The 14,076-nt window shown below is 22.6% G+C and carries 20 protein-coding genes; 3 read left to right on the forward strand and 17 right to left on the reverse strand.

The window, feature by feature from the left end; all coding sequences use genetic code 4:
- Positions 1-9: 9 nt before the first annotated feature.
- The 12 genes from AACK96_RS04280 to AACK96_RS04335 all read right to left on the reverse strand — a co-directional run bounded on the left by AACK96_RS04280 (position 10) and on the right by AACK96_RS04335 (position 3,795).
- Positions 10-387, reverse strand: a complete 378-nt coding sequence (locus tag AACK96_RS04280) for a hypothetical protein (protein ID WP_338973404.1) — start codon at positions 385-387, stop codon at positions 10-12.
- 16 nt (positions 388-403) lie between these two features.
- A complete protein-coding gene (locus AACK96_RS04285; protein ID WP_338973407.1) occupies positions 404-592 on the reverse strand; it encodes a hypothetical protein in 189 nt (62 codons plus the stop codon).
- 41 nt (positions 593-633) lie between these two features.
- The gene (locus tag AACK96_RS04290) at positions 634-792 is read right to left on the reverse strand and encodes a hypothetical protein (protein ID WP_281748859.1); all 159 of its coding nucleotides are present in this window, start codon (positions 790-792) and stop codon (positions 634-636) included.
- A gap of 14 nt (positions 793-806) precedes the next feature.
- The gene (locus AACK96_RS04295; RefSeq protein WP_338973410.1) at positions 807-1,619 is read right to left on the reverse strand and encodes a hypothetical protein; all 813 of its coding nucleotides are present in this window, start codon (positions 1,617-1,619) and stop codon (positions 807-809) included.
- On the reverse strand, positions 1,606-1,800 hold the full coding sequence (locus AACK96_RS04300) for a hypothetical protein (RefSeq protein ID WP_338973412.1): 195 nt from the start codon (positions 1,798-1,800) through the stop codon (positions 1,606-1,608). The genes AACK96_RS04295 and AACK96_RS04300 overlap by 14 nt, the downstream gene beginning before the upstream one ends.
- 121 nt (positions 1,801-1,921) lie before the next feature.
- A complete protein-coding gene (locus AACK96_RS04305) occupies positions 1,922-2,167 on the reverse strand; it encodes a hypothetical protein (RefSeq protein WP_338973415.1) in 246 nt (81 codons plus the stop codon).
- Positions 2,168-2,217: 50 nt separating this feature from the next.
- Positions 2,218-2,442: a hypothetical protein gene (locus AACK96_RS04310; RefSeq protein WP_338973417.1), complete on the reverse strand. Its 225-nt coding sequence runs from the start codon at positions 2,440-2,442 to the stop codon at positions 2,218-2,220.
- Positions 2,442-2,654, reverse strand: coding sequence for a hypothetical protein (locus AACK96_RS04315; RefSeq protein WP_338973420.1), 213 nt, complete (start codon positions 2,652-2,654; stop codon positions 2,442-2,444). The genes AACK96_RS04310 and AACK96_RS04315 overlap by 1 nt, the downstream gene beginning before the upstream one ends.
- The gene (locus tag AACK96_RS04320) at positions 2,623-2,916 is read right to left on the reverse strand and encodes a hypothetical protein (protein WP_338973423.1); all 294 of its coding nucleotides are present in this window, start codon (positions 2,914-2,916) and stop codon (positions 2,623-2,625) included. The genes AACK96_RS04315 and AACK96_RS04320 overlap by 32 nt, the downstream gene beginning before the upstream one ends.
- Entirely contained in the window at positions 2,906-3,346 is a 441-nt protein-coding gene (locus AACK96_RS04325) for a hypothetical protein (protein WP_338973425.1), read from the reverse strand. Before AACK96_RS04325 ends, AACK96_RS04320 begins: the two co-directional genes overlap by 11 nt.
- Positions 3,346-3,633, reverse strand: coding sequence for a hypothetical protein (locus tag AACK96_RS04330; RefSeq protein WP_338973427.1), 288 nt, complete (start codon positions 3,631-3,633; stop codon positions 3,346-3,348). Before AACK96_RS04330 ends, AACK96_RS04325 begins: the two co-directional genes overlap by 1 nt.
- Positions 3,634-3,648: 15 nt before the next feature.
- Positions 3,649-3,795 (reverse strand): hypothetical protein, encoded by a 147-nt coding sequence (locus AACK96_RS04335; protein ID WP_338973430.1) that lies wholly within the window; start codon positions 3,793-3,795, stop codon positions 3,649-3,651.
- A 666-nt stretch (positions 3,796-4,461) separates the two neighbouring features.
- Between AACK96_RS04335 and AACK96_RS04340 the strand changes: the two genes are divergently transcribed.
- Positions 4,462-5,388, forward strand: coding sequence for an agmatine deiminase family protein (locus AACK96_RS04340; RefSeq protein ID WP_338975144.1), 927 nt, complete (start codon positions 4,462-4,464; stop codon positions 5,386-5,388).
- A 186-nt stretch (positions 5,389-5,574) separates the two neighbouring features.
- On the opposite strand, the gene AACK96_RS04345 is transcribed toward AACK96_RS04340, so the two are convergent.
- Together AACK96_RS04345 and AACK96_RS04350 are read right to left on the reverse strand one after the other, a co-directional pair.
- Positions 5,575-5,718 (reverse strand): hypothetical protein, encoded by a 144-nt coding sequence (locus AACK96_RS04345; protein ID WP_338973433.1) that lies wholly within the window; start codon positions 5,716-5,718, stop codon positions 5,575-5,577.
- Positions 5,719-5,976: 258 nt separating this feature from the next.
- Positions 5,977-7,263, reverse strand: coding sequence for a hypothetical protein (locus AACK96_RS04350; protein ID WP_338973436.1), 1,287 nt, complete (start codon positions 7,261-7,263; stop codon positions 5,977-5,979).
- Positions 7,264-7,738: 475 nt separating this feature from the next.
- Between AACK96_RS04350 and AACK96_RS04355 the strand changes: the two genes are divergently transcribed.
- A complete protein-coding gene (locus AACK96_RS04355; protein WP_338973439.1) occupies positions 7,739-8,152 on the forward strand; it encodes a hypothetical protein in 414 nt (137 codons plus the stop codon).
- 318 nt (positions 8,153-8,470) lie between these two features.
- Here the strand turns inward: AACK96_RS04355 and AACK96_RS04360 are convergent, their stop codons facing one another.
- Both AACK96_RS04360 and AACK96_RS04365 read right to left on the reverse strand, forming a co-directional pair.
- Entirely contained in the window at positions 8,471-9,718 is a 1,248-nt protein-coding gene (locus tag AACK96_RS04360) for an ISNCY family transposase (RefSeq protein ID WP_338973441.1), read from the reverse strand.
- A gap of 476 nt (positions 9,719-10,194) precedes the next feature.
- Positions 10,195-11,610, reverse strand: a complete 1,416-nt coding sequence (locus AACK96_RS04365) for a DUF3626 domain-containing protein (protein ID WP_338973443.1) — start codon at positions 11,608-11,610, stop codon at positions 10,195-10,197.
- Between the two features lie 312 nt (positions 11,611-11,922).
- Here AACK96_RS04365 and AACK96_RS04370 point away from each other — a divergent pair, with 312 nt between their 5' ends.
- Positions 11,923-13,170, forward strand: coding sequence for an ISNCY family transposase (locus AACK96_RS04370; protein ID WP_338973446.1), 1,248 nt, complete (start codon positions 11,923-11,925; stop codon positions 13,168-13,170).
- Positions 13,171-13,488: 318 nt separating this feature from the next.
- Here AACK96_RS04370 and AACK96_RS04375 read toward each other — a convergent pair whose 3' ends face one another.
- Positions 13,489-13,902, reverse strand: a complete 414-nt coding sequence (locus AACK96_RS04375; RefSeq protein WP_338973439.1) for a hypothetical protein — start codon at positions 13,900-13,902, stop codon at positions 13,489-13,491.
- Positions 13,903-14,076: the final 174 nt, after the last annotated feature.

Raw genomic sequence — 14,076 nt, forward strand, 5'->3', positions numbered from 1 at the left:
TCCTTTCTGTTATAAATTATTATTTTTTTTATAATCCAATAATGTACTTTTTATTGAATTTTGTTGATTTGTTATTATTGTTTGTGGTTTGCCACCTGTATTAATTGTTTCTTTAAATACTGGTTGTTCTTTAATCATTTTTTTAATACTTTCTTCAATTTTTGAATTTTCTATATTACTTGTTTTAAATTTTAAAAACTCATAAAATTCCGTTTTAACTTGATATTTTTTAAATATATTAATCATTTCTTTTTCTTTAATTTCTTGATTAAGTTTATTTAACTTATTTTCTGCTTCATTAACTTTATTTTCTATTTCTTGTGAAGAAGCATTATTTTCAGTTAAAGGTTCAGTTGTTTGTTGAACATTATTTTCATTTTCTAACATTTACATCACCACTTTTTTATTTATTTTCTTTATTAATCTTTTCATTTAATTTTGCTAATTTTTTTTGATGTTTTATAATTTTATTATTTGCTCTAACATGTTTTGGAGTTGTGATAAATCTTTTTAATAAAACAATAATTTCTCTGCAAATTAATATTCCAACACTTGTTCCAATAATTATTAATTCATGTAAAAATTCTTTCATTTCAATATTTTCCTTTCAACTATTTATTTTTTTATTTTTGATTATTCATCAAATTCACCTTTAATAATTCTTTCAATCATACATTTTGCATCCATTAAAAGATTTGCAATTAAACGTTCATTCAGTCGTATGTCTTCTAAATCTTTTTCATGTTGTTTTAATTTATCATCATAATATTGAATTAATTTTTCTTTATTCATACTTTTCACCTCCTTTATAAACTCATGTGATTGTAATCTCAATTTAATGAAGCATTATCAGTATTTAATGGTACTTCGCTTAGATTATCACTACCATATTGACTAGTTGTTTCACTATTAATTGTGAATCTATTATCATTAATTAATCTTGCAGTTTCATTATTAAATGATGTTTCTTGCATTTCTTCAATATGATTAGTTGTTTCCATTGGTAGTAAATTATGGATTATTTCACTTGCACCAGCAATTATGGTAGGTACTGCATAAGCATTATTAAAATCATTATTAATACCCATAGCAACACCACTTGATATTAAACAACCACCAGTAGCCATATTACATATCTTTCTTATTGCTTCAAATTTATTAGGTATTAACTCAGTTAATCCACTAATAAGATTTGAAATACCATAAGCATTTAAACTAATATATGTATCTCAATCCATTAATGACTGATTATCTTGTTTATCTAATAATAATCATGGTGGACCCTCAGTTGTAGTTGTAGTAGTTATTGGAGTTGGTGTTGTTGGAATAATTGGAGTAATATTATTTTCTGTTCATTTACTATAATTTGCTAAACCAATTGTTCCTAAACCTAAAATAATTTTTTTAGAACTATTAATTAATTTAGTTTTAGTATTTGGTCTTTGATTTAAATTTCATATATCTAAACCTAATTTTTTACCAAATAATAAACTATTAATTGAACCTAAAACTGGATTTGCAATTACTTGACCATAATAAGCACTTGTACCAATCATTGCACAAATTGGATTTATACCAGTTCTAATTAATTTGGTTAAAGTATAATTATTTGTTTCCATTTTTTTCTCCTTTTATTTGTAATAATTTTTCTAAAACATAATGATTTTTATCAAATTCTCTAATCAATCATTTTTTTGTTTCTGACGGATTATTAGTACAAAGAATTAATCTTTCTATCATATAAATTAATTCTTTTTTATCTGCTCTATCAAAAATTACTTTTAAAATTTCATCTAACATAATTTATTCTCCTTTATTTGCTTTTAACATTTCTCTTACAATATCTAATAAAGTATTTACTTGATAATCATATAATTCAAATTCATGAATTCTAATTTTAATTTTTTCCTTCTGCATTTATTTATTCTCCTTTAATTTCTAATTTTTTAATTGTTACTTTAATTCAACCTTGATAAACATCATTATCACCAACTATTAATGCAACATTACTTTCGGGGTCAGAAACAATTATGTGTTTGGATTTAACATTTGGGTATTGTCTTAAAATAATTGCTCTAATATCATTACTTGTATGAATTGCTTTTGGAAATGGTGATAATATTTCAATTTCATCTTTATTTTCAAACAAAGTAGGTAATATTATCATTAATTATTCTCCTTATTTTTAATTTGATTAGCAATTTCAAGTTTTTCTTGTTACAATATATCTTTTATTATTTGATTTTTTCTAATTATTTCTTGTTCTAATGAATAAATATGTTCTGACATTTTATTTATTATTAAATTTATATAATGTATTTCTTCTTCAATATTATTAAATGCAAGAGTTCCTATTTTAATTTTTAAATTTTCTAATACTTTTTCCATATCTTTTTTTATTACTAAATCAGTCATTTGTTTTGGATTTTGATTAAAATTCATTATATTTTTTCTCCTTTTTGTAAAATATCTTTTATTATTTCTAATTCAGTCATTCTAATTTCATTTGTTTTAATAAAATTTTGCAATCTTTCAATTTCTTTTGTATATTTATTAATATTTTCTTTATGCTGATTAATTCTGTCATTAATATATTCTAATGGTGTATTTTTAATCATTTTTTTACTCTTTTCATTTTTTAAATCATTTAACATTGATTGAACAAAATGCACGATTTTTAGGAATATTTAAAGTATTAAAAATTTGACCAGTTACAATAATTTCATCGTTTTTGTTTAATAAAATACATCGTCTATAAAATTTTGGGTTATTAAAAATTAAAGTAACATAATTTAATCCATTTCATTGACCACGAACACTATAATATAATTCCTTATTACCTTTTTCGTAATATTTTGCTTCAATAGTGTTACTCAGTTTTACTTTTAATTTGACATAATTTGCTTTATCTTTCATTTTTATAATTCCTTAAATAGTATTGAATATGCTTATAAGCATCTTGTTCATGTTTTGTTAATTTTATATTTCCTTTATAATTTTCTAAATTATTAGTTTTATTTTTTGGTTCACTTTCTAAATAATCTCAATTCATAACATCTTCTACTAATACCATTAATGCACCAATAATCTTAGGTGTTGCTAATGGATTAGTTAATAATTGTTTTGAGCTTAAAAAGAAATTTTCTACAATAACTAATATTTTTTGATTAATAAATTGTTTTTTAATTAATTTAAAATATTCTTTATATATATTTTTACTTTCTAAAACTGTTTTAGTTTTGAATGTTTCATTAAAAGTAATATTATTAGTTTCACTTGAATATATAACCATTCCATTATTACCAATACCAGCGGGATCAATACCAATAATTAAGTCATATTGCATTATTCAAAGTCACCATTTTGAATTTTTTCTTGTAATTTCATTATTAATTTAAGTTTTCAATTACTAATAATAATTTTAATTACATCACTAATATCATCTTTAAGTAATTCAATAAATTCATTATCAAGATAATAAATTAATTTTTCTTTATATCTATTAATTACTTCTTTTTTAAATTTTTCTCTTAATTTTTCTTTATTAATTCAAAAATCATATTCAGTTTTACATTTACCATCATGATTAATAAAAAGTTTACAATCATCTATTGTACAGTTTGTTTTATCCATATTTATACCTCCTACTTAACTTATTTTTAAAATACAGTCATAACAAATTGCTTTACCATTTTTGTCTCTTAAAAATTTTTTTCTTGTTTTAATATCACTAGTAGTAAAGAATAAATAATATAATTGTTTTTGTTTACATGTTCAGCAAAAATAATTTTTCATTTAATATTCCTTTTCTAATATGTTCTGTTGCTTCTAGCATAAAGAACATATATTTTGATTTTTAGATTATTAATAATACTACTATTAGTTTTATTCATTCCATGAAAACTGGGCTCAAAAATAAATTGTGAAATTTTAAAAAGAAATCGAGGCATTCGATTCAATATTTATTTAATTTGTGTTAAACAAATTAATATTTTAATTGAACCGGCACCGCTCAATTTTTTTTACAAGTTTGAAATTTATTTTCTCGCCCAAAAAAATTTTTCAAAAAAAATAAAAAATAAAACCAACACTTGCTCACTGGGGAGTGGCAAGGTTGGTTAAATAAAGAATAGAATTAATACAATAGGTCCCTACAACAGGTCTATATATACTAGTTTCCAATTCGCTCCCACCCCAAGAATTACCATTAATGGTTAGTATATTTTATTAGGTATCACTCCACTTTTTATTTATCCATGCAAGTCCACATGTTCTAGCTACTATTTTTAACAACTGTGTTGTAGTTCACTTTTTTAGTTCCCTAACACGTGTTGATAATAGCGTTAAAGACGGTTATTAAAAATTTTAAAATTTTACAATTACAAAAAAAAGACAAGATTTTTATTCTCGTCTTTTGTCATTTATTTTTAATTCAAGGGTAAAAAAAGAAAGGAGCTATTTTTAAAACTTTTTAGTTATCGACATCTTCGACACGCTCCCAATAAAAATATTACAATTATCGAAATGTCTACTAATGATTGCTTTATTCGTGATTATGGTCCAATCTTTCTTCAAAATAAAGAAACAAAGAATATTAGAGGCTTAAAATTTAATTTTAATGCTTGAGGTGGAGAAATAGCAGGTATTTATTCACCTTGAAATGATGATGATATGATAGCATACAAAATATTTGAACTACAAAAAATTGATTACTATTTTCTACCAATCATTTTAGAATCTAGCATGATTATGTTAGATGGTGAAGGTACTTGTTTTGCTAGTTATGAAGGTATTTTATGCCAAGAACGTAATCCTAATTTATCACAAGAGCAAATAGAAATGTATTTAAAAGACTATCTAAATGTTGTAAATATTATTTGAATACCTTATGGATTACCATATGATGAAACCAAAGGAAGATTAGATAATATCATGTGTATAGTTGATAGTAATACTATTTTATTAAGTTGAACAGAAAATACTATTGATGATCGTTATCTTGCTGTTAAAAATTGTTGAGATGTATTATCAAAATCAATAAATGCTCATGGCAAAAAATATAAAATTATAAAAATTCCTTTACCAAAAAATGACGTTCGTAATAGTGATGATATTAAAATGATTGATTTTAACATTTATCATAATCGTATCCTAGCAAATCAAAAACTTGTCACTAGTTATCTTAACTTATATATAAGTAACAAAGTTGTTATTATTCCTACTTTCAATGATGAAGAAAGTGAAACTAAACTTCTAGATATTTTATCAAAAACAAATGTATTTAATAATAAACAAATTGTTTTATTTGATGCTCGAGAACTTATTCTTGGTAAAAGTGGCATTCATAGTTTAATTTGTCATCAACCAGCTTTAATATCTACTACATAATTTTATAAAGTTTTATCTTATTCTTTATCTTTAAATTAAAAAAATTAACTAGTTAAAACTTAATTATTTTAACTAGTTATTTCTATTTAAAAAATATAAAATTTATTAAATTTAATTTAAATTTTTAAAGATACTAAAACTAGAAAATAACTTTCAATCCTAATATAAATAAAACTCTAGTAAATATTATAAATTCTTTTTAGTTTCATTTTTCTTTCTATATTGTTCTTCTTGCATCTTCATCTCGTTTTCTATTTTTTTACATTCTTCTCTTCATTTCTTTGCTTCTTCTCCATGTTTTTTTTCTTCTTCTATTCTTTTTTTATCCATAATAACACTCCTTTCAAATATAAAATTTTAAATTATTTTTTTCTAACTCTTAAAAAATATCTAAAAAAAGTATATATTTTTTTAAAAAAATAAAATATATAATCATAAAAAATCACTCTTATAAAAAGAGTGATTAATATTAATTTAAACTAAACTATATCACAGTATATCGTGAATCTGAAAAATGCTCACTTACTGATGGTTGTGTTTCATTGATTTCATTTATATTAAATAAATTAAATTTTTTAAATAAACCATTTAAATTTGTTTTTTTGCTTCAGTTATTGCTTGTTGCTCTAATAAATCTTTTATATCATTTTCAGGATTATTAATAACAACTCCATCTTCAACATTATCATTATTTATAGAACCATATCCATTATCATTTTCATTATTTATACAACATGATTTTGTTTTAGTTCAAATTCATTTTGCTCCATTTAGAAATGGTTGTAATAGTGGTTTTTTATAATTATCTAACTGTAAATTTAAACCATCTGTTATTAACATTGCTGTAGCTGTTCCCAACATTCCTAAAGTAAAAAATTTATTAGGGAATATCGAACAACCATCTGTAAACCCATTTTCAGCAACAAGTGATGCTAAAGTTTTAAGTGCATTACTACTAAATGTAATTGCACCAAAACTAACAAGTGCAATAAAACCTTTTAAAGGGTAACATAATTCATTAATAAAATTAACTATTTTACTAAAAATATTTAAACAACAATTAAACTTATCAGATAATTGAAACTCATTATTTAATGTACTTAATGATCATTTAAAACCATTATTAATAGTTGTCATAGCATAAAGTCTAGCAATAGTAGATAAGATATTAAATTTATCAATTAATTTTCAGCCATAATTTGGTCAAGTAAAACTATCGAGAGTATACATTGCAGCAGCAGTAACAACTACATGATTACTAAATGTTGATCAAAGATGAATTAATGATGTAATAAAATATGAATTATTAACAGGGGAATTAGCAACACTTCTACTTTGACAACAAGGACTAATAACCTTACGCGATCATTTAAAAATTTCACCAGTAAGAAGACTAAAAATAATATCAGCACTTGCCATCATAAGATTATACTGTGTTTTTTCATTAGTAACGTCAAGAATATTAGCTATTCAATCACTAGATGGATGAGGTTTATTATCTGTAATATTAACTGAAAATACTCTTTGTGTAGTTCGTGCAAACACAACAATAGGAATAATTCCTAATGCAGCGATAATAAAATATCAATTAATAGGTGTTTTTTGTTTTATTTCTGTAAAAGTACTTAAATCTAATGATTTTAAATCACTAAGGTATGCATTTTCATTTTCATATATTTTAAATTTTTGTTCAAATTGATTATTTTCATCTAAATTTGATAATTCTAAAATCACTCTACCGTTTTTCAAACGAATAGTTTTCTGTCATTTTAAATCATTAGAAATATCAATAACATTTTCATGAATCATTATACCAGAATATACTACACCAGGTTCAAATCTCGTACGATATTTTCAACGTCTATTAATATCCAATCTTTTTTGTGTTATTCCACCATAACGACTATTAGTATCATCTATTCACTCTTCTTCATCGCTTGTTGAAGGTTGATCTTGACTTTCTGTTCTTGTGTAATTAATATTGTCTTTATTTCTAACTTCTAAATTTTCTTGATGATATCCATTAACATGTTCTTGACTTGTTGAAGGTTGATCTTGACTTTTGATTGCATGTCAATATCGAGTGAAAATTTCCCAAAATACTTATCAAAAAAACTAAATTATTTTGGGAAATTTAAACTATTTCAGTAAAATACACAAATTTTAAATAATCCTGAAAATTTTAGTTTCTATTTTTTATAATATAGAAATATTTAATATTTAAAAATTTATTAATTATAATATTGTTAAAAACTAAATATAGTTTTTAACCCATTGTTTTATTTTTAAACAAATAGGTTTTTATTTTGAAAGGATAGTTTATATGGAGACCAATTCATGAAATGATAGTATGCTATCGGTAATTATTAATAACATAACTACTTTACCATCTGTAATCTCAACTCCTGTATCAAAAATATTCAATAAAATAACAACAACTGAAATGACAAATTTCAATAATCAAACTAATAATGCTAATAATACTAGTACTGAACTTTTTGAAACAAAAAAAGATATATGAACAAATATTAAAAATTATTTAACTAATTTTTATGAGTCAGATTATTTTTGACCAACAACAGGTTTTATTGGTTATGGATTAATTACAACATCAATTATTATTGGTTATTGTATTTATAATTGTAAAATAAATAACAATAAAAAAAACTTATTAAAAGAACTTGAAAAAGAAGAAATAAATTCAATGGAGTTGACAAATCAACCTTCAACTAGTGGATATAATAATCGTGCTTTTTTTGCCTAAATTTTTTCAATTAACAATGAAAGTTCTTTTTTTCTAGTATTTTATAAAATACTAGAAAAAAAGAAAAAAAGAGTTACTAATGCTCTTGGATTTCAAAAAGACAAATCAAAAGTAAACAGTGAAGCTTCAACAAGCAAAAGTCAAAGTTCTAGTAGAAAATCACAAAAAAATGTAAAAGAGGAAGATATTGAATTTGTAATCTCTTTATATCTTTAAAATCAATTTTAAAGCACCAAATTTGCTCATATACAAACATTTTAAAAATTTATATGGTTTAGTATTCAAAAAATGTAAATCTTATATAACTTTAATTAGGAATTATTGATATCCATATCTTCAAGGATGATTTTTATTGGGTATATAAACTTTTTTAGTTTTTATCAAGTTGTCTTTAATAATTGGTTTTAGTGCTATTTCTTTTAGTTCATATATTTGATTATTGTAACTAAGATATAATTCATTAATAAACGATTTAAGTACAATTACATCAATTCGAGATTGTATGTATTGAACTTTGTTATTTTTATAAGGAAAATATTTTTTACCATAATATGTTATAGTTGAACCACTATCTGTTTTTCTTTTAGAAAATCTTGAAAGATAAATATTTATTTCTTCTTGTGTAGGAGCTTTAACCATAGCAGATTTATTATCATCAATAGGAAAGGCAAACTGTTTATTAAAAACGTTTATGTACATTTTGAGAAATTGATTAGCTTCATCTAATGTTTTAATTTTATTAAGTCGTAATTCACTAATTAATCGACTTTGAAGTGTTCCAAATAAACGTTCAATTCTACCTTTAGCTTGTGGAATTGAAGTTCTAATTATTTCAACACCCAAATCATTACAGCATTTTTGGAATTGAGTATAAGTGTCATTTTCTGTGTTTATTTTACCTGAATCAATTTTTTTCTTATATCCAAAAACTGTTCTATTATCAGTATAAAATGTTTTTGGTATGCCATAATTAGTTAAAATTTGATAAAAAACATTATAATAACCATCTAATGTTTCTTGATGATCAAATCATAGTCCAACAATATTTCCTATAGCATCATCAATTGCAGCATGTAAAAATGATTTTGGTTTATCGTTACCAAATCAATGATGATTACTTGCATCCATTTGAATTAATTCACCAAAATTTGTTCTTCGATTTCTTGTTGGATGTAAGTTATTTTTTTTATTTTTATGTCTTTTTGGTGAAGTAATTTTTTCTTTGATTAATATAGTATAAAGTGTGCTATATGAAATTTTAATTTTTTCTTCATTCATTAATTTCTCATGAAAATGTTGAAAATTAAAATTATAATATTTTGTTTTATACAAGTTGATAATCTTAATTTTGATTTCAAAATTTGTTGCCTTATTAGAAATTGTATTGCGAGATTTATGAATAAAACCAACTTTACCTTCTCTATTAAAAATTTGAATTAATTGGTTAATTCTTCTAATAGTTAGATTAAGTTTATTCTTGGCTTGATGTTTAGATAATTTATTAATAATAATATCATTTATAATTTTGTACTTATATTTTTCTTTCATAGTCATGCTTCTTTCCATTTTTATCACCAAGTATATTTAACTTCACTTTTGGGAAATTTTCACTCGATAACTAATAGGAAATTATCACTAAATAATGACATGACTTTTGATTGCATTGTAATTATTGTTATTTTTATTTAATAAAGGTGTTTGTTCTGAATTGTTTTTTGTTTTCATTTTTCCCCCTTTTAATTATAAAAGTCCTGCTTTACTTTTAATAAATAAAATAGGACTACTTAAACATACATTTCAATTGAATGACATTCTCTTTTAATACTTAGAAATAAAAATTATAATTAATAAACTAGATTGTTACTAAATTATTTTTATTGTTTTACAATAAAAGAGTGTAAATAAAAATTAGAAATTTTAATAGTAACTAATACTAACTATGATATATAATTTTTATGATTTAACTTTACCATATTTAATTAAAAAAAATAGAAAAATAATAATATCAGTATAGTTATTAAAATGGTTCAATATATATTTTATTAAAGAAGATTTTGTTGTGAATTTGAACAACTGTTTAAAAAGGGATTATTTAATTCTTCATCATTTGCTGATTGTTTATCAAATTTTTTTTCATCAGTTACTCTTTGATCTTGTAATAATGGCATAGTTTCCCTTGAAATTAATGGTGAATTTGGTGTTTCATTATTTTTTATCTCTAATAACAAATTTTTAATTTCAATATTTTTAGCATTTATTATTTCTTTTATTTCTTTATTTTTATTAATACATCCAAAACTAAAAATTTTAATAATAAAATTTAAAATTGGATTTATCTTTTTTTTCTCTAGCTTGACAATATCACTTTTTAATTTTGTTATTTTTTCTTGTTTTAATGATAATTTATCTTCTAAATGTCTTTCTTCTTGTTTTATTTTGTATTCTTCTTCAGTTATGAATATAATAAATGAAGATCCTAAACATGAGTTTATTTCACTTATTTTTTCTAATATTTGTTTTTGTTTATTAGGTGGATGACTATCAAATTCCGCTTTTGATAAGCAAATTTGTTTTATATCACGTGCAAATAAGATTCTAGAATAAACATGAGCCTCTATATAATTTCCTTCACTTTTACCATAATTACTATGAGGAACAAAATTTTTTCCATTAGCTTTATTAATTAAACTTTCTAAACAATTATATCCAAATAAATCATTTTGACAATATCTTATCAATCTTGGGAAGTGTAAAAAAGTAGATATTTTATCTTTTAATTTCCCACGAGTGAACGTAGGTGGTGAATACGTATCATAAGGACTATATGTACAATTATGTTTTACATAATCTTTTAGTATAATAAAAGATTTTCCATACATAGGAGCTCCACCCATAGGATTTTCCAAAAAATCTAATGCCGCATAGCAAGGTCTACTTGTTCACTGAAAATTAGCACTTCTTTTTGTTTGATCACCAGTAGGGGTTGAAAAACGTCCAAATTTTTCATATTTACTATTATCAAATAATTGATTTAGATAAAATGCAACTTCCTCTACACTTGCTCGACCTACATTATAGTTAGAAATTTCATTTGGTTTTTCCTTATAAGCAAAACAATTTAAAACCTCTGGTCATTTATTATTAATATCGTATATTTTTGAAAAATCAAAATTAATTGTTAACCTTGATGATTGTAATATTTTAGTAATCTTTTCTAATAAATCTTTTGCATTTTCTTGACTCATCTTGCATTTTTTAGATAATATTTTTAAAGCAGATTCATAATCTTCTTGTTGAGAGGATTCGCATAGTTCATAAATTTGATGTAAAATTTCACTTCTAAACAATTGACCATAAATCTCTTTTTTTAATCTTTCTTCATCTTTTGAATTATTTGATGAAGTTGAAGGCAAACCACCATTAATATGTGATAAATCAGATTGTTTGTTATATGCCATAATATTTATCTCCTCTATACTTAAGATGGACATTTGAAATCTATTTTATTGGTCTAAACAATAGAGTATTTCCAATACACCTATTGTATTTTTTATGTTTTTTATTTATTAAATACAATAAAAAATCATTTATTTTTTAAATTAAAATAATGAGTTAAAAAACCAATATTTAGTTTACACTTAGTCATTTTATTAAATTTTAGAAAAAATACAAGTTATTAATTAAAAAATGTCATTATTTAGTGATAATTTCCTATTAGTTATCGAGTAAAAATTTCCCAAAAGTGAAGTTAAATATACTTGGTGATAAAAATGGAAAGAAGCATGACTATGAAAGAAAAATATAAGTACAAAATTATAAATGATATTATTATTAATAAATTATCTAAACATCAAGCCAAGAATAAACTTAATCTAACTATTAGAAGAATTAACCAATTAATTCAAATTTTTAATAGAGAAGGTAAAGTTGGTTTTATTCATAAATCTCGCAATACAATTTCTAATAAGGCAACAAATTTTGAAATCAAAATTAAGATTATCAACTTGTATAAAACAAAATATTATAATTTTAATTTTCAACATTTTCATGAGAAATTAATGAATGAAGAAAAAATTAAAATTTCATATAGCACACTTTATACTATATTAATCAAAGAAAAAATTACTTCACCAAAAAGACATAAAAATAAAAAAAATAACTTACATCCAACAAGAAATCGAAGAACAAATTTTGGTGAATTAATTCAAATGGATGCAAGTAATCATCATTGATTTGGTAACGATAAACCAAAATCATTTTTACATGCTGCAATTGATGATGCTACAGGAAATATTGTTGGACTATGATTTGATCATCAAGAAACATTAGATGGTTATTATAATGTTTTTTATCAAATTTTAACTAATTATGGCATACCAAAAACATTTTATACTGATAATAGAACAGTTTTTGGATATAAGAAAAAAATTGATTCAGGTAAAATAAACACAGAAAATGACACTTATACTCAATTCCAAAAATGCTGTAATGATTTGGGTGTTGAAATAATTAGAACTTCAATTCCACAAGCTAAAGGTAGAATTGAACGTTTATTTGGAACACTTCAAAGTCGATTAATTAGTGAATTACGACTTAATAAAATTAAAACATTAGATGAAGCTAATCAATTTCTCAAAATGTACATAAACGTTTTTAATAAACAGTTTGCCTTTCCTATTGATGATAATAAATCTGCTATGGTTAAAGCTCCTACACAAGAAGAAATAAATATTTATCTTTCAAGATTTTCTAAAAGAAAAACAGATAGTGGTTCAACTATAACATATTATGGTAAAAAATATTTTCCTTATAAAAATAACAAAGTTCAATACATACAATCTCGAATTGATGTAATTGTACTTAAATCGTTTATTAATGAATTATATCTTAGTTACAATAATCAAATATATGAACTAAAAGAAATAGCACTAAAACCAATTATTAAAGACAACTTGATAAAAACTAAAAAAGTTTATATACCCAATAAAAATCATCCTTGAAGATATGGATATCAATAATTCCTAATTAAAGTTATATAAGATTTACATTTTTTGAATACTAAACCATATAAATTTTTAAAATGTTTGTATATGAGCAAATTTGGTGCTTTAAAATTGATTTTAAAGATATAAAGAGATTACAAATTCAATATCTTCCTCTTTTACATTTTTTTGTGATTTTCTACTAGAACTTTGACTTTTGCTTGTTGAAGCTTCACTGTTTACTTTTGATTTGTCTTTTTGAAATCCAAGAGCATTAGTAACTCTTTTTTTATTTTTTTCTAGTATTTTATAAAATACTAGAAAAAAAGAACTTTCATTGTTAATTGAAAAAATTTAGGCAAAAAAAGCACGATTATTATATCCACTAGTTGAAGGTTGATTTGTCAACTCCATTGAATTTATTTCTTCTTTTTCAAGTTCTTTTAATAAGTTTTTTTTATTGTTATTTATTTTACAATTATAAATACAATAACCAATAATAATTGATGTTGTAATTAATCCATAACCAATAAAACCTGTTGTTGGTCAAAAATAATCTGACTCATAAAAATTAGTTAAATAATTTTTAATATTTGTTCATATATCTTTTTTTGTTTCAAAAAGTTCAGTACTAGTATTATTAGCATTATTAGTTTGATTATTGAAATTTGTCATTTCAGTTGTTGTTATTTTATTGAATATTTTTGATACAGGAGTTGAGATTACCGATGGTAAAGTAGTTATGTTATTAATAATTACCGATAGCATACTATCATTTCATGAATTGGTCTCCATATAAACTATCCTTTCAAAATAAAAACCTATTTGTTTAAAAATAAAACAATGGGTTAAAAACTATATTTAGTTTTTAACAATATTATAATTAATAAATTTTTAAATATTAAATATTTCTATATTATAAAAAATAGAAACTAAAATTTT

Origin of the sequence: Spiroplasma endosymbiont of Tricholauxania praeusta, assembly GCF_964019535.1 — a bacterium.
Taxonomy (GTDB): Bacteria; Bacillota_I; Bacilli_A; order Mycoplasmatales; family VBWQ01; genus Spiroplasma_E; species Spiroplasma_E ixodetis_A.